The sequence below is a fragment of the Paenibacillus sp. NPDC057886 genome, from assembly GCF_042796655.1.
Lineage (GTDB): Bacteria > Bacillota > Bacilli > Paenibacillales > Paenibacillaceae > Paenibacillus.
Genome location: NZ_JBHVMZ010000003.1, coordinates 309758 through 334711, shown reverse-complemented (window position 1 = coordinate 334711; position 24954 = coordinate 309758). Strand labels below are relative to the sequence as shown.

The 24954-nt window shown below is 44.6% G+C and carries 17 protein-coding genes; 5 read left to right on the top strand and 12 right to left on the bottom strand.

The annotated features are described in order from the left end of the window. Window positions 1-18: 18 nt before the first annotated feature. The 6 genes from ACFVQB_RS12130 to ACFVQB_RS12105 form a co-directional block, all read right to left on the bottom strand. Window positions 19-501 carry a lasso peptide biosynthesis B2 protein gene (locus ACFVQB_RS12130; RefSeq protein WP_379438817.1) on the bottom strand — a complete coding sequence of 161 codons (483 nt, stop codon included), beginning with the start codon at window positions 499-501 and terminating at the stop codon, window positions 19-21. Further along, the gene (locus ACFVQB_RS12125) at window positions 491-1459 is read right to left on the bottom strand and encodes an ATP-binding protein (protein ID WP_379438814.1); all 969 of its coding nucleotides are present in this window, start codon (window positions 1457-1459) and stop codon (window positions 491-493) included. Before ACFVQB_RS12125 ends, ACFVQB_RS12130 begins: the two co-directional genes overlap by 11 nt. Next, entirely contained in the window at window positions 1452-1718 is a 267-nt protein-coding gene (locus ACFVQB_RS12120) for a PqqD family protein (RefSeq protein ID WP_379438792.1), read from the bottom strand. The genes ACFVQB_RS12125 and ACFVQB_RS12120 overlap by 8 nt, the downstream gene beginning before the upstream one ends. A 13-nt stretch (window positions 1719-1731) precedes the next feature. Beyond that, on the bottom strand, window positions 1732-3348 hold the full coding sequence (locus ACFVQB_RS12115) for an asparagine synthase-related protein (RefSeq protein ID WP_379438789.1): 1617 nt from the start codon (window positions 3346-3348) through the stop codon (window positions 1732-1734). Between the two features lie 288 nt (window positions 3349-3636). After that, window positions 3637-5136 (bottom strand): hypothetical protein, encoded by a 1500-nt coding sequence (locus tag ACFVQB_RS12110; protein ID WP_379438787.1) that lies wholly within the window; start codon window positions 5134-5136, stop codon window positions 3637-3639. Window positions 5137-5443: 307 nt separating this feature from the next. Then, window positions 5444-6367: an S-layer homology domain-containing protein gene (locus ACFVQB_RS12105; protein WP_379438784.1), complete on the bottom strand. Its 924-nt coding sequence runs from the start codon at window positions 6365-6367 to the stop codon at window positions 5444-5446. A gap of 359 nt (window positions 6368-6726) precedes the next feature. On the opposite strand from ACFVQB_RS12105, the gene ACFVQB_RS12100 reads away from it, so the two are divergent. The 3 genes from ACFVQB_RS12100 (at window position 6727) to ACFVQB_RS12090 (ending at window position 10942) form a co-directional block, all read left to right on the top strand. Continuing rightward, a complete protein-coding gene (locus ACFVQB_RS12100) occupies window positions 6727-8469 on the top strand; it encodes an ABC transporter ATP-binding protein (protein ID WP_379438781.1) in 1743 nt (580 codons plus the stop codon). A 106-nt stretch (window positions 8470-8575) separates the two neighbouring features. After that, window positions 8576-10321, top strand: coding sequence for an ABC transporter ATP-binding protein (locus ACFVQB_RS12095; protein ID WP_379439716.1), 1746 nt, complete (start codon window positions 8576-8578; stop codon window positions 10319-10321). 105 nt (window positions 10322-10426) lie between these two features. Beyond that, window positions 10427-10942, top strand: a complete 516-nt coding sequence (locus ACFVQB_RS12090; RefSeq protein ID WP_379438778.1) for a hypothetical protein — start codon at window positions 10427-10429, stop codon at window positions 10940-10942. A 12-nt stretch (window positions 10943-10954) separates the two neighbouring features. On the opposite strand, the gene ACFVQB_RS12085 is transcribed toward ACFVQB_RS12090, so the two are convergent. Next, a complete protein-coding gene (locus ACFVQB_RS12085) occupies window positions 10955-11386 on the bottom strand; it encodes an Lrp/AsnC family transcriptional regulator (protein WP_379438775.1) in 432 nt (143 codons plus the stop codon). A 127-nt stretch (window positions 11387-11513) separates the two neighbouring features. Between ACFVQB_RS12085 and ACFVQB_RS12080 the strand changes: the two genes are divergently transcribed. After that, complete coding sequence (locus ACFVQB_RS12080) at window positions 11514-12287, top strand: MBL fold metallo-hydrolase (protein ID WP_379438772.1); 774 nt, start codon at window positions 11514-11516, stop codon at window positions 12285-12287. Window positions 12288-12491: 204 nt separating this feature from the next. On the opposite strand, the gene arfA is transcribed toward ACFVQB_RS12080, so the two are convergent. Beyond that, complete coding sequence (gene arfA / locus ACFVQB_RS12075) at window positions 12492-13997, bottom strand: arabinosylfuranosidase ArfA (RefSeq protein WP_379438769.1); 1506 nt, start codon at window positions 13995-13997, stop codon at window positions 12492-12494. 179 nt (window positions 13998-14176) lie between these two features. Here arfA and ACFVQB_RS12070 point away from each other — a divergent pair, with 179 nt between their 5' ends. Next, the gene (locus ACFVQB_RS12070; protein WP_379438766.1) at window positions 14177-15085 is read left to right on the top strand and encodes an ArsR/SmtB family transcription factor; all 909 of its coding nucleotides are present in this window, start codon (window positions 14177-14179) and stop codon (window positions 15083-15085) included. A 96-nt stretch (window positions 15086-15181) separates the two neighbouring features. Here the strand turns inward: ACFVQB_RS12070 and ACFVQB_RS12065 are convergent, their stop codons facing one another. From ACFVQB_RS12065 to ACFVQB_RS12050, 4 genes are all read right to left on the bottom strand, one after another. After that, on the bottom strand, window positions 15182-15961 hold the full coding sequence (locus ACFVQB_RS12065) for a C40 family peptidase (protein WP_113054169.1): 780 nt from the start codon (window positions 15959-15961) through the stop codon (window positions 15182-15184). A gap of 426 nt (window positions 15962-16387) precedes the next feature. Beyond that, the gene (locus ACFVQB_RS12060) at window positions 16388-19663 is read right to left on the bottom strand and encodes a glycoside hydrolase family 48 protein (RefSeq protein WP_379438762.1); all 3276 of its coding nucleotides are present in this window, start codon (window positions 19661-19663) and stop codon (window positions 16388-16390) included. A gap of 77 nt (window positions 19664-19740) precedes the next feature. Further along, on the bottom strand, window positions 19741-22734 hold the full coding sequence (locus tag ACFVQB_RS12055; protein WP_379439713.1) for a glycoside hydrolase family 9 protein: 2994 nt from the start codon (window positions 22732-22734) through the stop codon (window positions 19741-19743). Window positions 22735-23065: 331 nt separating this feature from the next. After that, entirely contained in the window at window positions 23066-24802 is a 1737-nt protein-coding gene (locus tag ACFVQB_RS12050; RefSeq protein ID WP_379438759.1) for a methyl-accepting chemotaxis protein, read from the bottom strand. Window positions 24803-24954: the final 152 nt, after the last annotated feature.

Below are 24954 nucleotides of genomic sequence, written 5' to 3'. Positions count from 1 at the left end.
AGGCCAGCAAAACCTCCTTTAATGGGCGTACAGCACATAATAATGATCACTAACATCATTGAAGTCATTCGCCGGTTTACCAGAAACCTCAACCCAAGCATGAAACATAAAAGTGAGTGATCCTCGTTTTTTAGGTTTGGCAATGATTAGTTTAGCTTCAATACCTAAATAGAGCAGCGCTGAATATAGACATACAGATCTCTCTAGGCAATTACCTGTTTCACCATAAAGTCTCCCAAAAAATCTGTAGAACCAAACTAACATCATTGAAAAATCCAGTAAACTATCATTACTAATGTCATTTTCCATCTTTTTTGTTTTGTTTATTGTTTTGGTTAGTTGTAGTGTACTTTGTAGTCCTTTAGTTTTGTATATTTTCAAAGTTCTCAAATAAACAATTAAAGACAAAATAATCAAAAAATTCTTTCTGAGAATTAGGGTGTAATTGGGCTGACTTTTTTTCGTTATCATGTAAGATATATTTTTGAAATCATTTTTCATGATTCCACCTCATAACTTCACCAAGTTTTTTTATATTACATAATTTTTTATATCTGATTAAGTAACCATGAGAGTAATTACTTACTAATTTCCACAACATGAATTTCTTCTTAGTATATAAGCTTGGAATTGAAGTATGGAATTCCAATAACGCTTTCAAATGCCCAGTTATATTCAATTCTGTAATTTCGGTGTCTTTCACAGAAATATCTTTCTTTAGAAAATAACTTTTTCTGAGTCTAAGCGAATTCGTTATGGAGTCAGGTTCATCAATAACATATACTTTTTTTTCATTCTCAATAATCATTCGATTTTTCTTATTTTCTATTTCTTCTATATTTATATTCAAAGCGGATTTTATATATCCCTCGCCTGTATTGAAAGGGATAACTTTTATAGTCTCTCCTTCTATTGAAAAGGCAAAGGTGTCATCTGAGATTTTATTCATATCCTCATATTGATTGGATATGAGTCTAGAAATCGTACTTTTACCTGCCCCAGATTGTCCGAAAATCACATGAACTTCATTATTCTCTCTAATTACAGCTCCATGACCAATTAATAGATCATAATATGGCGAAATTAATGAAACTGGATCTAATATGAGTAAATGAAATAATGATCTTGGTTCAATCATTTCATAAACGAACCAATGCACCTCTTGTTTGACTACATTGATATTTCCACTGAAACCAAAACCCTCGACATAGTATTCTTCTAAATTTCTATTATAATAATAACAAGCATTCATTAGCTCAATTTTACTGTACATTTCCAGGTCTAGCTTAGGTTCTTTTTGTTTTTTTTCTATGAAGCTTATTTTGATTTTGCATTGAACATCAATTGAATTGGTCGTATTATAGATAAGGAACTTATGGATAAATTCTTCATAAAAAGTATTGTTTATAATAATACATAAATTCATACCACCAATTTTTTTATATATCACATCACTCACCGCTCTCGCAAATTAATGATATTCTTTGCAACTCCTCGATCATTTCTAAGATATCTTGTTTCAACTCATCTCTATCAACAATATATATCTTCAACAAATCATCAATGACCTCTTCTATATCACTTGATTCCAACAATTGTTCTATAATTGCAGTGGAAGATGCATTATTGTACACATATTTCCCCGAGTTCAAATCAATAAAATAGCTGTCTGTATCTGTCTTCTCAAAAAGAACATTCTCATTTAATTGAATTATCATTAAATTCTCTCCTTTACGAATACTCGATTCCACTTTTTCTCAATTGACATATCCACAACTCAATCATTGCGGATATGAGTATAGTTCCTGCATTTAACTCTAACAAATCTCTGTTTTTAAATACTCTTTGTATATTTTCATAATCTATAATCTCTTTCTCTAGTAAAAATGATTCTTTAAATATGTTTAATATCTTCTCTTTCTTAGCTTCAACATATTTATACGTTACCTCTTCAAAATTGGATTTAGATATTCTTGAATACACTTCGTGAGGCAATTCATTTAAATATGCTGCTCTTAAGATGGGTTTACTAATATCCTTACCTTGAAAAGGAAAACGTTTATATATATCCTGCACACTATTTGCAAATGAATGGACTTTCCGATCGATAAAGGGAGAGAAATGTATAATATCATTGGGGTAAAACACTTCATAATCAAGAGTTAAATATTGTAAGTTAAAGTTGTTATATGGATTCCCTATATAAGTAGATATATGCTGTTTTGATTTCTCCGTGAATATATCTATTCCTCTGGAATCCACTCCACTAAACTTCAAACTCTGATTTGAATTAGAGTCACTCCAAAAATAATTATAATAAGGAACACCTAAACCATGTAAGAACAAATGTAATTTTTCTCTCAGATTCAAGTGAGTTGTCTTGGGTCTTATTTTGTATGTATCGAATAAACTGTCTGCCATAAGACCACTTATTATGCATGTGTTTTTGTTAAAACTAGCAAGATTTATTGCACTTATCCACCAAGAAGTCAAACAATGATTAGAGGGAAGTTTAAATGAACTACACATATCAAGCATATCAATCTGCTCAAACTCACCTACATCTATGAAATTCTCATTAAATAAATGCATATCCTTAATCTTTTTTACATATTTAAAATCATTGCATGAGGTATATTTGTTTGAACCCCATGTATACGTAAACATACGATTCAAATCATAACTCCCTCCGTGGAGAGCACCTACTACTGCTGAAGAATCAATTCCTCCACTTAACATCAAACCTGGTGAATTATAATGTTTTATCTTAGAAAATAATGATTCAGAAAATATCTCCTTAAAGCTTAGTATTAGATCATTTATATTTCTGCCACTACTCATTTGATCTAAAAAGTCAAATGTTTCAATCGAAATTCCATCTTTATTGAAAGTTAAAAATTCACCTTCTTTAAGCATACTTATTCTTTTAAAAGGAAGTACATTTTCTCCCCAACATAATGCTGATAAGGCTGTCTCATCAAATTCAAGACAACTCACTAAATCCATATATGAAGTAGAAAAATATAATGTTCTTTCCGTGACAATATAAAAGATGTTTTTGGGAGAATGTATGGTTCTGAACAAAATAAGAGACTCTTCTTCCACAAGTCCACCTGCAAACTGACCATCAATAGCACTAATGCAATTTAATTTGTTCTCTTTCAACGCACTTTTCAAAAGTTTGATTATATTTATTTCCTCATCGTTTTCCTCCCATATGTACCCTGCCAAAAACAATCCATCATTATTAGGACTAGCCTCTGAAAGTTTACCTTTTGTGATAATTTGGTATATTTCATTACGCCGAGGAGATAAAAATTCTCCATTAATATAATCTACGTATATCAAATCATTTTCAGCATTATCAATATTAAATGATCCTTTAAATCCAAAGTAGTCTTTCGAAAGTTTTAAATTATTTATTAAGAACTCCTCCCTACTTTTTTAAGGAGACCGTATATAAACGGCCTCCTTATTTTTGCTTAAAGATAAGTATTAAGCCATTCTTGAGTAGCCCCAACCATCACCGTTGTTATTTCCTCCAGAGCCAGTTAATTCTGTAATACATCCCAGTACCACAATTGCTGGTTTCTCATATTTCAACATTTTTATCACCTCCTTTCTGTGAAACATATTTTATGAGATACTATTAAGCACAGTTAGGGGAATAACAGTCGATAGAGGACCATCGCCCCATCGAGTAACGCAGATAATAATTCCAGAATTAATTTTTAAAGGGGGTAATAGCATATTTATTGGTACACTTAAAACTACTGAATATTCTTCTTTTTCATCATACAATTCGACCTTACAACCTCTAACTAATTCTTCAATTATGAAGCAATTCTCATCTAAAGATACACAACACCTTTTTCCTTCAATTGTTATTTCGAAAACATCAGTTGTGTTTGTTATCGGTTTATTTAATAACGTTATTTTTATATTCAATAAACCATTATCTTTCTCTAAGTGAACTAATTTTACATTTGAAATTCCGTGAGAATTATAATTAAATTTATTGGGAATTATTGTTCTCTTATTCTCAAATAAATTAAATGTCTCTGAACGAAGCAGACGGGTAATATCACTTGGATCAGAATATATATATTCATGAGAATCTGTAGGCAAATACATTGTTCCATTCCAGAATAAAAACTTAGGGTAGCATATTTGTTCATCTATAAATGATTCAAGTAAGTAATTGTTGAATAATTCTTTTAATAAGTGGGCAACAAATGACACGGAAAGACGTCTCTCTCCATTTGTTATTGTTATAAACTGACTCATTTGAAAAGTTGGATGTCTAATCAATTCCATAACATCAAGTAAATCTGCTATTATTATTCCAGATGAAAAGTGAGATTGTGAATTAACATAGTCTCTGAATATCTCCGCACATAGTATCAGCACTTGGTAATTAATTGCTGGGACTCTCAGACCTAAATTAGAATAGTCTGAAAAAGAGTGTCGCCCAAGCTCCACGTAATCCACAGAGTATTCCTCCATTTTAGTGAATGACTCAAAAAGTATAGTGCTTTCTGTTCGTTTTGCTTTCATAGCTTTGTTGATAATACTCTCAGAATATTTTAATATCGGGATATATTTATGAATATCAATAAGAATGTCTCCTCTAACCATCAAAGAATGCTCGTGTTTACTTGTTTCATTCATTTCATCTTTCTCAAACCCCATCTCTGTCAGTACACTTTCCAAAAGAATAAAATCAGAATAAATAATATCTATGTCATTACTTCTTTTTATTGTGCGAAGATCTCCTGTTATTCCATATATAGAGGCTCCTTTAATTACTATTGGTAGCTCATTATATCCTCTAAGTTTGAAACTGTCGGAAAGTTCTCTTAAAACGAGAACCTGTTTTTCAAACTTCATTCTAGTTTTATTTCTAATAGATTCTAAATCGTTAAAAAATACGTAATCAAGATTTTCAAAATTATTTTTTTTGAAATAGTCCTTATCGATTCGACACTCGAGTTTATGAAGCGCTATTAGCTGGATCAACATTTTATTTATTAAGCGATAATTAATGCTTTGTTGATCTCTTCCGACAGTAAGTTTCTCAAAAAATGTAGATAATAGTTTACTTAACAATTCGATTTGCGTATTTCTAATTTCCAAATCACCAACCTCCCAGTTCCTTGATTAAAATGAATATCGTAAATGAGCTTTATTTGCTAAGACACTTACTTTAGAATTTCAATACTATTGGGACCATTTTCTTTGCTAAGGGACTACTAAAAGTCATCTTAACTTATTTAATAAGTAAATATAACCTGTCAAATAATAGAATATTACCTGTGTTATTATAGAATAATTAGATACACTTTTGATTCCAAAGCAAAACCCACTTTATCCATGCATGCATGGATAAAGTGGGTCTCTGAGGTTAGAATGACTTCTATATTAGTAAGTCATCGCACTGATTTTATTTTTCAGAAGGCTGTGCTTCTGCAGTGTATCCTGTTGGAATGTCTGTCTCAGCAGTTACATCGGTAATAACCATTGGATACATCATGTCCGGGTCAGGTTGGATAATAGTATACAGCACAATGGCACGTCCATCCTTCTCCAGTTTCACATCTTCAATCTTCAATCCATAACCAGGGTGAGGCATTTGCGCGGTCAGTTTGACTTTTACCGTCTTGTCATCCACTTTGGTTGATGTCACGGTAGGAACAATCCCCTGTTGGCCTTCGCCTGGATTCGTTGGAGTCGGTTCTGTCGATCCGCCATTGCCGTGCTTATCTACAAATTCAAGTGCATTGAAGATCATGCTTGCAGCCTCCATACGGGTAAGCGACTGATCTGGACGGAAGTTTCCGTCCTTATCCAGTTCAATGATGTCCATGTTCAGCAGGTTCTGGACCGCAGATTTGGCGTCCTTACCGATTTTATTTTCGTCCTTAATATCATTATACAGCATAATCACCGGATATTCTCCGGTTGTATTAATCCCTTCAAGGAGCAAAATGGCAAACTGCTCACGAGTCATTTTGGCCTGTGGATTCAACTCCACCGGAATGGACAAACCATTCTGTGTTGCAGCCTGAACTGCATCGGCGTACCAGGTCGTTGGACTAATTTTATTTTGTGCCGAAGCGGCAGCGTATTCATTTTTCAGACCAAAAGCGTTCACGATCAGTTGAACACCCTGTGGCTCGGACAATGCGAGATCCGGACGAAATAGATCCGCCGTTACTCCATTAACAACACCCTTGGAATGTAACGAGTCCACAATCGTTTTTTGTCCTTCATCTCTCACATCCGAAAAAGCAAGTACCGATGCACCTCCTGCCGTCAAAGACACGCAGAGCGCAAGCGTTGCAGCCAATCCTTTTTTATGTTTCATTTCTTGGCACCTCCATATTTAGTAAACCCAATTTTTGACCTCTTCAATCCTACAGACGGGAGACCCTCCGGAAATGTTTCAGTAAAATCGACATTTGGTGAATAAATGACGGAAATACTGCATATATCCCTTTTCCTGTGGGCGCTGGTCTGCTTTCTTCCCATTATGCTTGCTTGCTTCGTTGACATCCTTATCGATTAGCGCAAAAATAAGAATAGAGAATTCTATCGAATGACGGATAAACAGCAAACCGGATCGCATAAAGTAAGAGGGCACGACGCGCTATTATCAGGTGTCGGCCCTTTTCTTGACTCCGCTTCCGAACCAACTTCCACCCTGAACAAAGGAGAACAAATCTTATGTCCAAGAAAGGATTACTACGAGGCTATGTTATTGCCAACTGGCCCGTATATCTGTTCGCTGTACTACTGATTATTGCCTCCAATGTGGGTCAGGCGTCCTTGCCTCGAATTCTGGGCAGCTTCACAGATCAGCTCATGCAGAACACACTTCAGATGAATACGGTCATCCGGTACAGTCTTTCGCTTTTGGCTATTGCGATCGCTTATAATCTGCTGTTCGGTACCGGGCAATTCATGATCATGAAGCTTGGACGCCGCTTCGAATTCATGACACGCGAGCGCATTTTCGGCAAGTTTTCCGAACTTAGCGAGTACTATTTTTCCAAACAGGGAAATGGGAAACTGCTCAGTTACGTCATGAATGATGTCACCTCTGTACGTGAAGCCATCTCCAACGGCGTCACCATGATGACCAATGCAACATTTCTATTATTATCCTGCATCGTGATGATGCTGCTCAGCGGAATTCCGATGAAACTTATTCTGATCAGTATTGTGCCTTTGCTGGCCATTCCCTTTCTGGTCGTTTTTTTCGGTCCGCGAATTCGCAAGCGCTCTCGTGATGTGCAGGATGCTCTTGCAACGATGACGGAATCCGCAGAAGAACAGCTGGGTGGTATTCGTGTAACCAAAACTTTTGCCATTGAAGACAGCGCCCGTGAACGATTTGGGATCACAGTAGATGCAATCAAAAGCAAGCAGCTGAGGCTCGTTCGTCTGTCCTCTCTATTTCAGGCCCTGCTACCGCTGCTGGGTGCCATTTCACTGGTTGTCTCCCTGCTTGTCGGCGGAATATTGACGATGCAAAATTCCATTACGCTCGGAAGTTTTGTTGCATTGACGTTATATTTGCGGATCATCATGGGGCCGCTTCAACAAATCGGTAATGTGATCAATACCATGCAGCGTTCCGGAGCATCACTGGAGCGGGTAAATGATCTGTTGATGGAAGTGCCTGATGTACGCGAGCTTCCCAATGCAACAAATCTCAAAGCCGTGAACAACATTACAATTGAGAATCTGTCCTTCTCTTATCCCGGCAGTTCATCCCCTGCGCTCAAAAACATCAGTCTGAACATCCAGACAGGACGAACCGTGGGCATTGTGGGCAAAACAGGTTCTGGTAAAAGTACCTTTGTGAAGCTATTGCTGCGTACATATGAGCCGCCTGAAGGCACGATCCGCATTAACGGCACCGACATTCGGCAGCTGTCGCTGGAAAGTCTGCGATCCCGTATTGCCTATGTACCGCAGGATGGGTTCCTGTTCAGTACAACCATTCGGGACAACATCGCTTTTAGCGACCGCGAGGTTCCGCTGGACACCGTAGAGCACAGTGCACGACAAGCGATGATATACGAAAACATTATCCGGTTCCCCGATCGGTTCGATACCCTGCTGGGTGAACGTGGACTCACGTTGTCTGGCGGTCAGCGTCAGCGCACCAGTCTGGCCCGGGGGTTGATCAAAAAAGCTCAGGTGCTCATTCTGGATGACAGTATGAGTGCTGTGGATGCCGTTACCGAAAGCGGCATTCTGCGCAGCCTGCGTGAGATCGGCAAAGGCAAAACAACGCTGATCATCTCACACCGGATTAGTGCGGTCCGTCATGCCGACGAAATTATCGTTCTGGATGAAGGCCGAATCGCTGAGCAAGGAACGCATGCAGGGCTTATGGCCGCAAAAGGGTTATATGCTGCAACCTATCGTTTGCAGGAGGAGGGATTACATCATGACTGACCGTAACGCTGAAGTTCGTTCAGATGCGGGAGCACAAGCACCGTCAGGGCATGGATCCGGTTCCGATGCAGGCGCAGACCAGAGTAAGCGTACTTCCTTCAAAGCGATGATGTCCTACGCCCAACCCCATAAATGGGCCTTTGCGGGGATCTTTCTCTGTTCGCTGCTAGGTATTTCCGCCGATCTGCTTCAGCCTTATCTGGTGAAGATCGCGATCGATGATCATCTGGCAATTGGCCAGACCAGTGTAGGTTTTCTTGTCCAGTTGGCAGCCATCTTTTTGGGGCTGGCTGTAATCAGCTTTATTTTTACCTATGTACAAAACAATCTGCTGCAACATGTCGGACAGAACATCGTCTCTCGCATCCGGAAGGACCTGTTCAAGCATATCTCCAAAATGTCGATGTCTTTCTTCGATCGCTTCCATATCGGCAGTCTGGTGACGAATGTATCCAGTGATACGGAAACGATCAGCAGTTTCTTCACCCAGGTACTGCTTAGTCTCATCCGGGATGGCATGATGCTGGTGCTCATTATCGTCTTTATGTTCCAGCTCGATCCGGTACTCGCAGGGTACTCCCTCATCGTGTTGCCCGTGATCGCCATCGTTGCCATATTATTTCGGAGCCAACTGCGCAGGGCTTATCAGAATGCCCGAACTCGTCTCTCCCGTTTGATTGCGTTCACGGCAGAGAACCTGTCCGGCATGTTTTTGATCCAAGCCTTCCATCAGGAAGAAGAGCAGAAGAAAAGATTCACGGAACAGAACCAACTTCACCTGAAGGCCAATATCACACAAGCCCGTTCCAATGTTATATTCAACCGGACGTTTGATATCCTTGGCAATGCGGCGCTCGTAATGATGGTCTGGCTTGGAGGACGTGCCGTGCTGGGTGAATCATTGCAGGTGGGTGTGCTCTATGCGTTTATCAGTTACATCCGTCAGTTCTTCCAGCCGATTAACCAGATCACCATGCAGTGGAACACATTCCAGTCAACAACCGTATCCATGGATCGGATCTGGAACATTCTGAGTACCCGTCCGGAAGTCGCTGACCCGAAACCCGGGACCGCCTCCACACTTGAACCACGGAACGTGATGGGACAGATTGATTTTAATGATGTATCGTTCGGCTATCGGGCAGACCGCCCCCTGATTCAGCATATGAATCTGCACCTCTATCCGGGGGAAATGGTGGGTATTGTAGGCACTACAGGAGCTGGAAAGAGCACTCTGATCTCCCTGCTCAATCGCTTTTACGATGTGAATCAGGGCAGCATTGAAATCGATGGAATAGACATTCGTCATTTCCCGCAGGCCAATCTGCATCGAATCGTTGGTCTGATCCAGCAGGAACCATTCCTATTCTCGGGCTCCATTATTGACAATGTACGAATGTTCCGCGAGGATATTACAAGGGAGCAGGCTATTCAGGCCTGTCGATTCGTCGGAGCACATGCGATGATTTCACGTTTGCCGCAAGGGTATGATACACGTCTTTCCGAACGCGGAAGCGGTCTGTCCGCCGGAGAGCGTCAACTGATATCGTTTGCCCGGATTGTGGTCTTTCAGCCCCGAGTGCTCATCCTGGATGAAGCAACCGCGAATCTGGATTCGCATACCGAACAATTGGTACAACAGGCGCTGGAATCTGTCTCACAGGGAAGAACAACGATTGTCATCGCGCATCGTCTATCTACGGTTATGCATGCAGATCGGATTCTCGTTATGGAGAATGGTGAGATTGTCGAGGAAGGCTCACATCAGAAGTTGATTGATGCTGAAGGGGTATATGCTGATCTTTACACCCACGCGCGTGAAGCAGGTAACGATTCAGCTATTTCTGGATAGCTCATCGAACCAAGTGGGGTTAAATAAACGTTGAACGTGCCGCTCTGCGATGCAGGCGGCATGTTTGGTATATTTTCTGGGAAATGATGATTAGGAGGCGTACGTATGAAACCTGAATTATATAAGTTAGAAGAGTCAGGGCTTGAGCATAGGCAGATTGCCTACCGCCGTTTCACGGCAATATGGAAAGGAGCACTATGTCTTCTGTTCTTGCTGTTATGTGTCACCCTGTTATGGATCATCTATGACGATCACGCTGGACAACTGGAGACATTGTATTATTCCATCGCAGCTATTCTTGGCATGTGGTTTATCGGGCCTTTATTTTTTATGTTTCTGTCCCGGGCAATCGCGAGTTCCCCCGTGTTATTATCCTGGAATGATGAAGGACTTCACACCCTTAAACGGACCATTCCCTGGAATGAGATTCGTAAAATTGAGCTTGGCTCGCCCGCCATCAGCAAATGGATATTGTCTGCTTCCCCCATGATTGCCCTGTATTTGAAAGACGGCACCCGGCGTCATATCCAGACCGATCATTTGCTAACCAAAAAAGAGCTCAGTCGATCTATAGTCCTTCTGCAGGAGACACTGCGCGAGAAACAGCAACAGGACATCTGAATATGGCCCAATTCATTCCGACTTTTCGATACCAACAGACAGGTTCATTCTATAATTTCCATAAGGCAAAATGGCTTCGAGCAAACTTCCAAGCTGCTCCATGGTTCCTGTGCGTACGATCATCAGATAGCAACCCTCTCCGCTGACACGGTGAACCTCAACAATGTCTTCACGTGCAGTCATAAATTCACGGAAGGCGGCATGCCTGTCGCCGGAATTCAGAAAAATCGTTACAAATGCCTGCAGGCCCAAGCCGAGGTGTTCCGGGTTCCATTTTACCGTATACCCTTCAATAACACCCAGATCATGCAGCTTGCGTACTCTCGCACCTACAGCCTGTCCGGTCAGATGTACCTCTTCGCCGATCTCTTTGTGAGAACGTTTGGAGTCCCGAATCAGGCTTTTCAGTATACGTATATCTGTATCATCGATCGTTTCATTCATCTATTTTGCAATCCTTTCAACTTGAAATTAAAGTGGTCTGTTTTCTTTCAGTGTGTTATTTACGCCGATAAACGGGTTGTATAACATATAGGATAATAACATTAATTCCCGAAGGAGTGCAGGTTCAATGAAAATTCAATTGATACGTAATGCTACATTATGGTTGGAATATGGGGGTCTGAATATACTGGTTGATCCCATGTTGATGGATAAAGAAGTGATGCCTGCTTTTCCGAACACGCCCAATGAATTACGCAATCCAAGAGTCTCCTTACCTGAGACGGAAACGGATTATGTGAATCCGGATCTGGTGATTGTAACGCATACCCACCCCGATCACTGGGATGAAGCAGCAGCGAAGCAGCTCCGCAAGGATGTACCTCTGCTGTGCCAGCCAGGAGATGAAGCCGTATTCACAGGAGCCGGATTTACCAACGTTACCTCCGTGGACGAGAAACATGAATATCATTCCGTACGTTTCGCCCGCACTTCAGGACATCACGGAACCGGGGAAATCGGCGAACGTATGGGCAAGGTGTCTGGTTTTGTATTGGAAGCTGACGGAGAACCTGTCTCCTATATCGCAGGGGATACCATCTGGTGTGAAGAGCCCGCCGAGGCCATCCGTCAATATCAGCCTGAGGTAATTGTGGTGAATGCTGGCGGTGCCCGCTTCCTACAAGGGGATCCGATCACGATGGACGGGCCTGACGTAGCTGCCGTGAAACGCCATGCACCGGATGCTCATCTCATCGCTGTGCATATGGATGCCATTAACCATTGCATGATGTCCCGCGTGGACCTCGCCAGTTATCTGGCATCCGAACAATTGGAAGGACAGGTGCTCATTCCACGCGATGGCGAGAGCTTTGTGTTTGGACCGGATACTGAGTTGAAATAAAGTTCATTGATGCGATGAGTGACTTTTAACAAACGGAGTATACTCTAGTAGTTCTCTTCATGGAACACGAAAAAAGCTGGATGCGATTCGTTCGCATCCAGCTTTTATTTGCATTTTTAGTTGAGGAACACAGCGATCCGAAGATAGTTCCGCCATCTGGGTACCCTGTAGAATCCTGAATGATTCCTCGACTCATTTCACCTATTATTGAACTTTCAATCGGATCACGTTCCACGATGCTTTGGCCAGGCTTGCCGTGATCAGTGTATCTGATACTTCTGCATCACCACGATTATGCGGAGCGACGCGATTCGGCTGTGCTGCGGTATTGGCTGCTTTTAGATCATCACTTTCCAGCACAATATGCTCAATCAACTGGCACTTCCCAAAGCTGCGCAGATCCACTTCAAGCGGAAGTGATTCATCCAAATGACGGTTTACAGCGAAAACAGTTACTTCACCCTGCTCCTCGTTATGCACCGCAATGCCCTCCAGATAAGGAACATCCGTAATTTGTTTGGTGTCATATTTCGGGGACTGGATCAACGGCACAAGTGCTGTTCCACGTCCGAACACGGAAGCATGCATGAACGGATAGAAGATCGTCTGTCTCCATGCAGCACCACCATTATCCGTCATGATTGGAGCGATAACGTTGACGAGTTGTGCCAGACACGCCATTTTGACACGGTCCGCATGTTTCAGCATGCTGATCAGCATACAGCCCACAAGCAGTGCATCTTCATGGTTATATACGTCCTCCAACTGTGGCGGAGCAATCTGCCATGGGTCCATCTTCTTGTCACTTTCATTGGAGTGATACCAGACGTTCCATTCATCAAAGGACAGGAACATGGTCTTCTTGCTGCGCTTCTTCGCTTTGATATAATCACAGGTCGCTTTTACCGTCTCAATAAAACGATCCATCTCAAGAGAGCGCGCAAGGAAAGTTGCCGTATCCTGCTCAGCATTACCGTAATACTGGTGGAGCGACAGATATTCAACATGATCATACGTATGATCCAGCACCGTTGCCTCCCATTCCGGGAAGGATGGCATACCTAGGGATGAACTTCCGCAAGCGACCAGCTCAATCGTTGGATCAGTCCACTTCATCACTTTTGCCGCTTCAAGTGCAATCCGTCCATACTCTTCTGCTGTTTTGTGACCAATCTGCCACGGACCGTCCATTTCATTGCCAAGACACCAGGTTTTGATGGCATGGGGCTCTTTGTATCCATGTTTAATGCGCAAATCACTATAGTAGGAACCTTCAGGATGATTGCTGTACTCCACGATGTTGCGGGCTGCGTCTACACCCCGTGTTCCCAAGTTGACGGCCATCATCACTTCCGAATTCGCCTGTTTGGACCAATCCACAAATTCGTTGAACCCGAATTCATTGGTCTCGATTGTTCTCCAAGCCAATTCCAGTCTGCGCTTACGCTCTGACACAGGCCCAACCGAATCCTCCCAATTGTAACCGGATACAAAGTTACCGCCAGGATACCGCACAATCGGAACCTGTAGCTCCTTAACCATCTCCAGCACATCTCCACGGAATCCCGCTTCATTCGCAGTAGGATGACCCGGCTCATATATTCCACCATATACGGCACGTCCCAGATGTTCAATAAATGAACCGTATAAACGTTTATCAACCACGCCAATTGTGAAATCCTTGTCTACAGTCATTTTTGCTTTTTCCATCGTGAAGTTCAGCTCCCTAAGATTAATATAAAAATTAATTGATAATCTATGGATCAACGTTCATATTTATATTAAAATCGATTATGGCACCAATTTCAACCTGAATTTTGCAAAATGTTATTCTTTTGACTGGATTTATGTTTAACTTAATTCTATAAATCAAAAATGGAGGAACAGATGTGATCAGAGCAAATACCGATGCAGAATGGCTGCCCCTATACGAGGCACTCGCGAGTGAAGTCCGTCTGCAGATTATCAGGCTTGTCGCGGAGACCCCAATGAACGTGAAGGACATTGCCGCATCACTCGGCCTGAGCAGCGCAATTGTAACCATGCATGTTCGCAAACTTCAGGATGTGGGCATTATTCAGTCGAAAATGATTCGCAAGGATGGCGGCACGCACAAAATGAACAGCCTGGCCGTCGACTGGATTGGCATCTCCATGCCACAGGAAACGGGAGCTTCCCGCAAGCTTCATGAAGTGGCAATCCCTGTCGGGCATTACACCCATTTTGATGTGTATCCAACATGTGGTCTGGCTACATCCAATCAGGTCATTGGACAATATGATGATCCACGCTATTTTCTGGATCCCGAGCGGATGCATGCCCATATTCTCTGGTTTGGACGTGGCTTCGTGGAATACAAAATTCCAAACTATATCTTGTCAGGCCAACAGATCAGTGCCATTGAATTGTCACTTGAGATAGGTTCAGAGGCCCCTTCGGTCAATCCAAACTGGCCTTCGGATATTACCTTCATGCTCAACGGAATACGACTCGGTGAATGGACAAGTCCTGGAGACTCGGGAAATGGACGAGGCATGTTCACCCCGGAATGGTGGAGCGACAGTGTCAATCAATATGGCATGCTCAAGGTGCTGCGGATCACCCATGAGGGCACATTTATTGATGGACAGCATATGTCCGAAATTACGCTTGCGGATATTCCCGTGGAACGCAACCAGTGGACATTACGCCTCTCCGTGGAGGAAGATGCGCAGCATGTGGGCGGGCTGACGTTGTATGGCCAAGGATTCGGCAACTATGACCAGGATATTCTTTTCCGGCTTTATTACCAGGACTAATAAACAACAGAAAGAACCTTCTATCCCCCGTATAAGCAGAGATGGAAGGTTCTATAGATTTTTATAGATGTTCTGAATTAATACGTGAGCAAGGATTTAGAGCGCACTTCCACCAAATAGGAACCTGTACTCCCAGTGTTTGCCGGAGATGTCGCTAATCGTCACACCGCCACCAGCGTTGGAATAAGTGTGCAGTATTTTGCCGTCACCCAGATAAATTCCCGTGTGGGTAATCGTAGCAGTAGATTTGTTCACACTAGAGTACGATGAAGCCGAACTGCCTTTGTAGGACATAAAGTACATCAGGTCACCGCGCTTCAGATTTTTCCAATTGGTCTGAACGGTACCGTTGGCTTTCACATAAGCACCTTGTTTACGCGAATCGGATGGAAGCTTGATTCCGAGCGCATCAATAAATGCCTGGCGGACAAAGCTCGAACAATCGAACGTAGCCGTACTGTTACGACTTGCGCCAAACTCATAAGGCGTCCCCCAATATTTCATACCGGCAGCTATGACTTTCTCCACAGAAGCACTGCCTGTAACAGAACTTCCTGTTGTCGTGTTGCCTTTCACAGCTTGTGTATATTTTGAAGAAGAAGATATGTATCCTGTCCGGTTACCGGAGTCCGTAACTTTATACCAGCCTGATCCGGATTTTTGCAGTACCGTAACAGTCTCTCCTTTTGGCACCAAACGAACAATGCTTGCGGAAGAAGATGGTGATGTACGCAAATTTACTCCCCAGATGACTTTAACTTTTGAATTTTCAACTGCGGCTGCCGATGCAGGTGTCGTTAATGCTCCTGTTGTCAGACTTCCCATCAGCATCGTTGCTGTTACACTTGCGGTAATGATCTTGCTTTTCCAGTTCATGATGTCGTGTTCCCCCTGATGTTACAGAATTTTAACCTGGCCTCATTCGCCGGGCTTGCCCCATTGTAAAACGGGCTGTCCATAACGATCATCAGTCCAAAGTCCTGTATTCGATCAGGCAGGATTGAGCACTAAGAATCAGGGAAACCTCTTACACCAGTTGGCTAAAACTACCGCAAATCTCTTCTTTTTCAAAGGTTAATTTATTGTAACTATTTGATACGCTTCGTTTTACGTAGAAAAGAGGTCTAAGCCGCGCATCACTTAGGACATGCGTCATATGACCTACATTTTAATGTTTAAAATCTATATTTGGTAAACATTACTATGGTTCACTTCCCGATTATGAGTACCTGTAATCCTAAAATCATGACGCAAAAAGCCGGAGATCTCTCCCCGGCTATACTCTGTTTCAATATGAATCGATTATGGCTCGATACCCCATGCGTTGACTCCGCCAATATAAGCGGTCACTTTGTTCCAGGCGCTGAAGGCCGTTTTGGTCGCATAGAAAGAATAGTCATTGGTCTGATCAAAATTCGTCCAGTTGTTCTTCGAGAAACGCCCCTGGATAATTCCCGTCTCCGCCCCCGCAGCCAGACTGCCTGCCCCGGATTTGAAACCAATCTCCAGATACGTATCCGCTGTCCCTTTAGCCGGATCTACCGTCACAAAGTGAGCTTCAATGTTGGCGCTGCCAATCTGAGCGTAATCACACCAGAAACTCAGATCGGATGCACTATCCTTCGTAAAGTAATACCGCAGTTTCACCTGGCTCAGATCCACTGCTGTCGTGCCTGTGTTCTTGATATTGAACTGCGGGGTCACCGCATTGCCTGACGTCCCTGAACCGCCATTGCGGTATTGCACCTCGAGTGCACCTGTTGTTACAGGAGGCGCTGTTGGTGTCACCGTCACTACATTGGACAAGGTCTGGCCGCTTGTATTCACTGCCACCACTCGGTAATTGTATTCGGTACCGTTCACTGCCGTGGTATCAGTGTAAGTCAGTGCCGTCAGACCTGTAGCCAGATCGGCGTAGACTCCACCTGCAACCGAACGTTGTACCTTGTAACTTGCAGCTCCGGTCGATGCGGTCCAAGTCAGCGCAGCCTGATTATTGCCTGCCGTTCCCGTAAGGGTTAACACCCCCGGTATGGATGTTCCCGCTTGTGGTATTGCAGAGGCCTGAGCAGAAGGTGCAGATTCACCTGCCGTATTCACTGCGGTTACCACATAATAGTACGTTTTGCCATTGGTCAGTCCTGTATCCGTGAGAGTCGAACCGGTAACGTCTGTCGCTACGGAAGTATACGGGCCACCGTTCACCTCTGCACGTTTTACCGTGTAAGAAGTGGCACCCGTGGATGCGGTCCAGTTCAGAACAACCTGCTCACTGCCTGCTGCAGCTGTCAGACCAGCTGGAGCTCCCGGCACCTGAACTCCTGGACTTCCGGCATCACCCAGGAGACGATCATATTCGCCATACGCGGTAGCCATATCCACCTGTGACCAAAAACGGTGATACGTAAAGGTTGGTGCGCCATTTTCCCATTTTTTCGTTGTTGGATTATAAGACGTTTTGTACAGATTATCCAGATAAGCCCATGCCGGATCTTGCTTGATGGCCGGACGCAGGTCAGAGTAGCCAATGTATACCCCATTTCCCCCTTTGGCTGGATCGGAAGGTACACCTGCCGTGCCCGGAATTGTGTTGCCTTGACCGAAGGTTCCCGTCCAGTTCGCCGGGATGTAAATTTCTTTGGCGAAGAAACGGAAGTAGTCTTTACGAACTTCTTCGGTCACGATCCCCACACCATCATTGTAATCCCATGCTGTATTCAGCAGCTTCTCGGCCATATCTTTGGCTTCCTGTCCTTTGGCACTGAGTACGCCGCCTTCTGCTTGAGTCCCCGCAGCAAAGAACGTCAGGGCTTTGATATAGCTCCCCAGCACACCTGTATCCTGAGCAGGATCTTTGGTAACCACATGGAAATTAGGATTGTTCGTAAAGGAACTGAACCCATCCCATTTATCCGGTTGCCCCTGCCATTCCTGGCTGCCTGGAATCCAGAATTCACCCGGTGCAGGTGTAGTGGCAACCTGTGCATTGGTACCGCCAAGAATCCGTTGACCTGCTGCATTCAGATAATATCCTTGTGCATCCGTCACCGGACGCTCATCGACGAATACATAATCCTTGGCCCAGTCGACCCACTTGGTAATGACTGTTTTGGCCATCTGGAAGTTCTCAGAGCTAAGGTCCCCGCTCTCGGCAAGAATGTAATACATCTCAGCTATACGTTCCAGCGACCAGGCCTGAAAACCAAACCATGTGTTGGAGTCTGGGTCACGATACACGGGAGCTTCCTGATAAGCCATGTCGTAGAACGTACTGGTTCCAGTAGGATAAGCTTTGTAGGAGCCATCAAAACTGTTCGTCGCTCCCCCGCCAATCGCTCCTTCGTGAGACTGTAGCCAAGTGTAGAACTCCAGTTGGCGCTTCAACGATGCATTCCAATCTGCCTTGGCTGTTGTCGATTTTGGAATCAGGCCGCCTGCCGGATCAGATAAGGCATACGCTGCCACTGGATTCTGGTAAGCCTGATGTGTATGACTGGCTCCAATCCGCCATGCCCAGTTCCCACCCTCGCCAAGGCCGCCGCCCCATGAGGTATACCATGCCATTAGATACATATTAGAGTCTTTGCCTGTACCAGCAGTTGGTGTACCGTTCTTGGCACTTCCGATCTTCTGGAAGTATTTGTCGTGCATCCCATAGCGCAGATAGTCACCCATCTTCTTCGCTTTGTCCAGATACGCTGTATTGGTATAGCCCATCTCCTTCGCCCAATACAATACCTGTACCGCACGTGCGTCAGCATCCGTTGCGTTGGTATAACGCCACTGGGCTGCCGGTGCCTGGGTCTCCTTGGTGAACAGGCTCATGAAACCTTCGCCCGTTTTGCCAAACGTTTTATTGTCCTGGGATGGATGAGGGATGGCCTCCCACACAGACTCCTGCTCTCCACGTTGGAACGTATTCACGTAAGCCGCTGTATGATTCGGATTCAGCAGATTACCATACCCGTACCAGTTATCCACATCGAGCAGCCAGTGCATCAGGTACGTCTGATTGTTGCCGTAGGACGCTTTCAGTTCGGCATCAAGCGGGTCTTTTCCGGCTGCATATTGACCGTTAATGGCAGAAGGATATTGATCGGGAAAAGGTTTTTCGGCTGCATAGGTGGCCGGGCTGTTTGGATTGTAATAACTCATCGTAGGCTGCTCTTCTTTGCCGTCACCTTCATTGACAGGGATGATGTATTTCTCCATGCTGTCCCAAGCGGCTTCCAGTTTGGACCAATCACCCGTATAGTGACCGTACATCGTTTCCAGCCAGAGCCAGTAACTGTATGCCTCGGATGTCGTCATGTGCCCATAATCCGGTGCCTCGCTCATCAGCGTTTCAATGGAGTGATAAGGAATGCCCTCTGGAGAAAAATAACCGTTCGCCGGGTCCTTCAGTTGATCATACAATTGCAAAAATCGAGCTTCGTTTATTCCGTCCGCCGGAGCATCAATGGTCTGCTCTTCGGCATAAGCCGTTTGGGGACCTGCCCACAAACCGGTATACCCAGTTAGCATAACGGTCCCTGCTAGCATGGCAGACAAACTTTTTTTCGCAGCTGATTTCAACATGTACTTACCTCCCTGGAATGGTGAAATTCAATTTGAATTACTGTGGGTCTGCCCATGCTGTTGAACTCCCTATTAGGTTATGGCTCAACGCCCCAGACTTTCAGACCTCCCTGAAACGCAGTTACCTGATTCCATGCCGTAAAAGCCGTCTTGGTTGCATCATAGGAATAGTCGTTGCTCTGATCGAAATTGCTCCAATTGTTCTTGGAAAAGCGCCCCTGAATCACGCCCGTCTCCGCTCCGGCAGCCAGGCTGCCAGCCCCGGATTTGAAGCTGATCTCCAGAACCGTATCCGCTGTACCCTTTGCCGGAGTCAGCGTGACAAATTTGCCTTCAATATTGGCCGTGCCGATCTGGGCATAATCACACCAGAAGGTCAGATCCCCTGTACCATCCTTGGTAAAATAATATCGGAGCTTCACGGTACTCAGATCAACCGCCTGAGTCCCTGTGTTTTTTAGATTAAACTGCGGAGTCACCGCATTGCCGGAAGCACCTGACCCTCCATTACGATACTGCACCTCAAGCGTGCCCGTCGTTGCCGGAGGCGCACTCGGTATCAACGTCACGATATTGGACAACGTCTGTCCGCTCGCATTCACGGCGGCGATTCGATAACTGTACGCCGTGCCATTTGCCGCTGTTGCATCGATGTAATTCAACACTGCCAATCCAGTTGCCACATCGGCATATGCACCACCCCCAACGGAGCGCTGTACCTTATAAGTCACAGCTTCCGTTGCTGCCGTCCAGGTCAGAATCGACTGGGCATTGCCTGCTGCACCGCTTAACGTCATTGCGCCAGGCAACGATGTTCCAGCCTGCGGCGTGGCAGAGGCTTGTGAAGATTCGGGCGATTCTCCGGCCGAATTAACAGCCGTCACCACATAGTAATAGGTCTTCCCGTTCGTGAGACCGGTGTTCGTGTATGTCAATCCATGTACACCTGTAGCTACAGAAGTATATGGACCTCCATTCACCTCGGCACGCTTCACGGTGTACGATTCTGCACCAGGTGATGCTACCCAGTTCAGGATGATCTGAGCATTCCCTGATACAGCCTGCACCCCCGAAGGAGCAATAGGCGTGACGACCGGTGTTACACCGGGTTCCTGACCGTATATCCGTATTCCCGCATCGTAGACTGGGAGATATACGCTCTTCGCCACATTGCCTGTGCCCAAGCCTTGGAATGAATGATCATTATTTGCATTCCAGGCGCCTTGCGGGCCGGTAATACGGAACTGGACCTCTTTGCGATAATGTCCTTCCCCGCCTGGATATATCTTGGTTCCGGTAAAGTCCGCAGTAACCGCGTAGATTCGTTTCGCTGCATCAACCACAATCGGTTGGGATACAGTAGCTCCCTCGGCGTATGCGGTTGTAACATGGACATCGGAAACGGTATAACCTGCAGCGTAAACTTCACTCAGATCCAGGAAATAGCGAAAAGACAACTTATCCCCCATCCGCGCAGGCCAGCCGGAACGATTGTTCAGTTGAGCCTTGATTTCCGTGTAATTGGAACCGGATGCCTTCACGGCAGCTTCAACAAAGAACTCATCCGTCTTCACTTCCGGAGCCGGAAAATTCGCGATGGGCTGATCATTCTGGCCGAATAACAGATTCATCTTGGCTAACGTGCCTGTAAAGCCTGCATTGTAATCGGTTGCCACCTCATTGCTGACATAGTCTCCAATGGAATCGGTATAGGCATCCGTTGCATCCGGTCCACCAACCATTGCTCCATACAACGTGTGACGGTGCTCTGAAGGTACATTTTCATTGTTCGCCCATGAACTGTGGGAGGTCCGGTGATGTGGGTGCTTAGGCGGATTCTGACCATAACCGACCACATAACTGCTCTGGCGAGGATTATCCCCCAGAATGTAGTTCATTTGAGAGACGGCAAAGTCCTGATACCTTGCTTTCTTCACAGGATCACTGACCCAGTCGGAATACACAAAAGCAATAAAAGATGCATTCGCTGCATAACGGAGTGATCCCCATGTATCAAGCCAGGCAAGCCCGCCCGGTGTATACTTGATTCTTTGTCCATTCGTGCCTACAGACCAATAATCCAGATTACGCTCCGTTGATTGAATGAACCGCGTCGCTTCTGGCATGTTCATACTCGACGTAATGCGAGCCAGCAGAATCTGGGCTCCGTAATGCTTGTCATCCCAGCCTTGGGTCCATGTATAAGCCCAGTTCCCGTTCTGTCCATCCGCCTGCCACAGATTTGCCGTAGCAATCGCTTTGGACAAGTAAGCGCTATCATTTGTCGCCATATATAACCATGTTGCAGCCCACGCGAGTTCATCATAGTAACCTGTCCATGAATTGTAGAACGATTGGGCATCTGTAATGCAATCAGAATATTTGCCTCGATACGTATCCGCGAAGCTGTACAGTTCTTTGGCATGCTGGAGCAGTTTGTTGGCATAAGCCGGGTCACTGTCCCGGAACACAATGGATGAAGAAGCCAGTGCCGCTGCGGTTTCTCCCGCAAGTTCACTTCCCGGACAGGATGCATCGATTTTATAAGCAGGACGGTTCATCTGCATTACTTCAGCCGGCCCCCACCAAGCATGATCTGTATTGCCCGCTCCAACCTGTCCCCATAATTCATTTGGTTTCGTATGCGCTTTCACAAAATAGTCTGTGACCCATCTCAAGTTATCTTTAATCTCCTGCAGTTGTCCTGCCTGCTCGTATCCCTCGCGGTATTCCACAACAGACCAAGCTAACATCGTAGCTGAATAGGCCATGGGCAGACCAAATTTCACATGATCTCCAGCATCGTACCACCCTCCGGTCAAATCAACCCCAACATCCGCTCCATCATTTAATCCGGAATCACCACGCCATTCCACCCGATTGTCTTCCGGCAATTTCCCTGAACGCTGTGTTTCATAGAAATAAATCGCCTTCTGCAATGCTTCCGCATAGTTATGATTTCCGGCAGCCGCATCTGCCTTGCCAGTCCATGCCTGTATAGATGTACTTCCTGCCAGTAGCCCTGCCGATAACGCGAGAATAGCGATTCGTCTCCACCAGCTTCCCTTCATCTTCAACCATTCATCTCCTTTTACCATAATCGTCCCATAATTTTCCAATTACACTGATGTAGTGACCCGCTCCCTTCTATGGTGTGACTCCATGTATTTCCACCATTAATTACCATTATAGCCTTTTACTTCAGTTGAAATATCAGCGCTGATGACTTCTGAATTAACATTGTTGTGACATGTTCGGTTGCGGATATGACAAAAAAAACCGCTCCTCATATCGCATAAACAGCGATATGAGAAACAGTCCTCATGTTCCGTATAATCCATGCTACAGGCTGAATTATGATCATGCCATTATCCAGTCTGAACATCCTGTCTTTTGGTACGTTTACACTCTGAATTTGTTGATTTGCTCCTGCAATTCTTCTGCCATTTTGGACAAAGAGCCTGCTGACGAAGCAATCTCTTCCATCGAAGCCAGCTGCTGCTGGGTTGCGGCAGATACATTATGCACCCCACCTGCTGCTTCTCCAGCAATGTTGGAGATCTGATCCACATACCCTACAACTTCATTCGAACTTGCTGACATTTCCTCCGAACCTGCAGATACTTCCTGGATTTCACCAGCAACCTTGTTCACTGCATTCGAAATCTGTTCAAATGCTTGTCCCGCCGCGGTTACAATCTCAATTCCTGCCTCTGTTTCATTGCTGTTCACTTTCACAGCTTGCACGGCATGATCTGTATCCTTCTGAATCAATTGCACGAGATCCGTAATTTTTTGAGCAGATTCAGAGGATTCCTCGGCCAGCTTGCGTACTTCTCCAGCAACAACAGCGAAACCTCGGCCATGCTCTCCCGCTCTTGCCGCTTCAATCGCTGCATTTAATGCAAGAAGGTTGGTCTGACGGGCAATATTGTTGATAACCTCGGTAATGGTACCAATCTCTGCGGAACGTTCTCCCAGCCCTGTAACCAGTTCTGTCAGTGATGCAATGGAATTGCGAACAGATCCCATCTGTTCAACAGCCTGCTGAATAATCATATTCCCTTCGGCAGACTGATTCGCTGCATCAACGGCAGATACGGATACACTTTGAGCAAGCTCAGCAATTTGTTCCGTACCAAGAGACATCTCACTCATCGCCTGTGAAGAACGTTTCACCATATCTACTTGATCAGATGTACCAACAGCCAATTCCTCAACCGTCTCGGAAATCTGTTCCGACGCTCTTGTATTCTGCTCTGCACTCGCGAGAAGTTCTTCCGAGGAAGCGGCTACCTGTTCCGATGTCATCGATACGGATTGAATCATCTCCCGCAGGTTGCCAGTCATCACATTGAAGGAATCGGCCAGCGTTCCCAGCTCATCCTTGTTCTTGAGAACAATCTTCTCACTGGTCAGATCCCCATCTGCAATCAACATCGCTGCTGCATTCATCTTCTGAATTGGACGTGAGATGATACTTGCAATGAAGAAGGCAATAAACATGGCAATCAGGAAAGCAACAATGGTGACTCCCAAAATAATATTAAATGCTTTTTCGGCCAGTTCAACCGATGCATTCGTAGCCGAATCTGACCCTTTATTACCTAATGTAATCAACTTGGAAATGGTATCATTTGCGGTATACCACAATGGATATGCCTCGGAATGCAGTTTACTTGCATCATCATAATTATTGGCTTTACCCAGTTCAATGAATGCAGGCATTTTTGCCAGATATGCATCATAATTGGTGCTGAATTCTTTATACATCTGTTTTGCCTCGTCGCTGCCTTTAATGAGTGCTTCAAGTTGTTTCCGTTCATCCACAATTTTGTCCAAAAGTTGAGTAAGCGCACCATCCAACTTATTGACTTCATTAGCGTCCTGCTCAACGATAACAGCAAGCGCAAGACGTTCCACATCGGACACATCGCCATTCATCATACCCAAAAGGGATACACTCGGCATCCATGACTTATCAATCTCATCTGCTTTGCTGGACATTCCATGAATTTGAGTCAACGCATAAATGCTGACAAAAGCCAGCAGTGCCACCACAATCAGAAATCCGGTCAGTAATTTCATTCGAATTGTTAATCTCAATTTCCCCATCACGCTTCCCCGCGCCTCTTTCATGTTCCCCACTCCTCAACTAATACATATTTATAGTATATCGACACCTATCGTCATGAATTGTAGATGTCGGAATTCGATTTTCGTAAATTTCAGTTAACTTCGAAATAAACACAAAAAAAAGCCTCAAGTCTTTGGCTCACCAAAAACCTAAA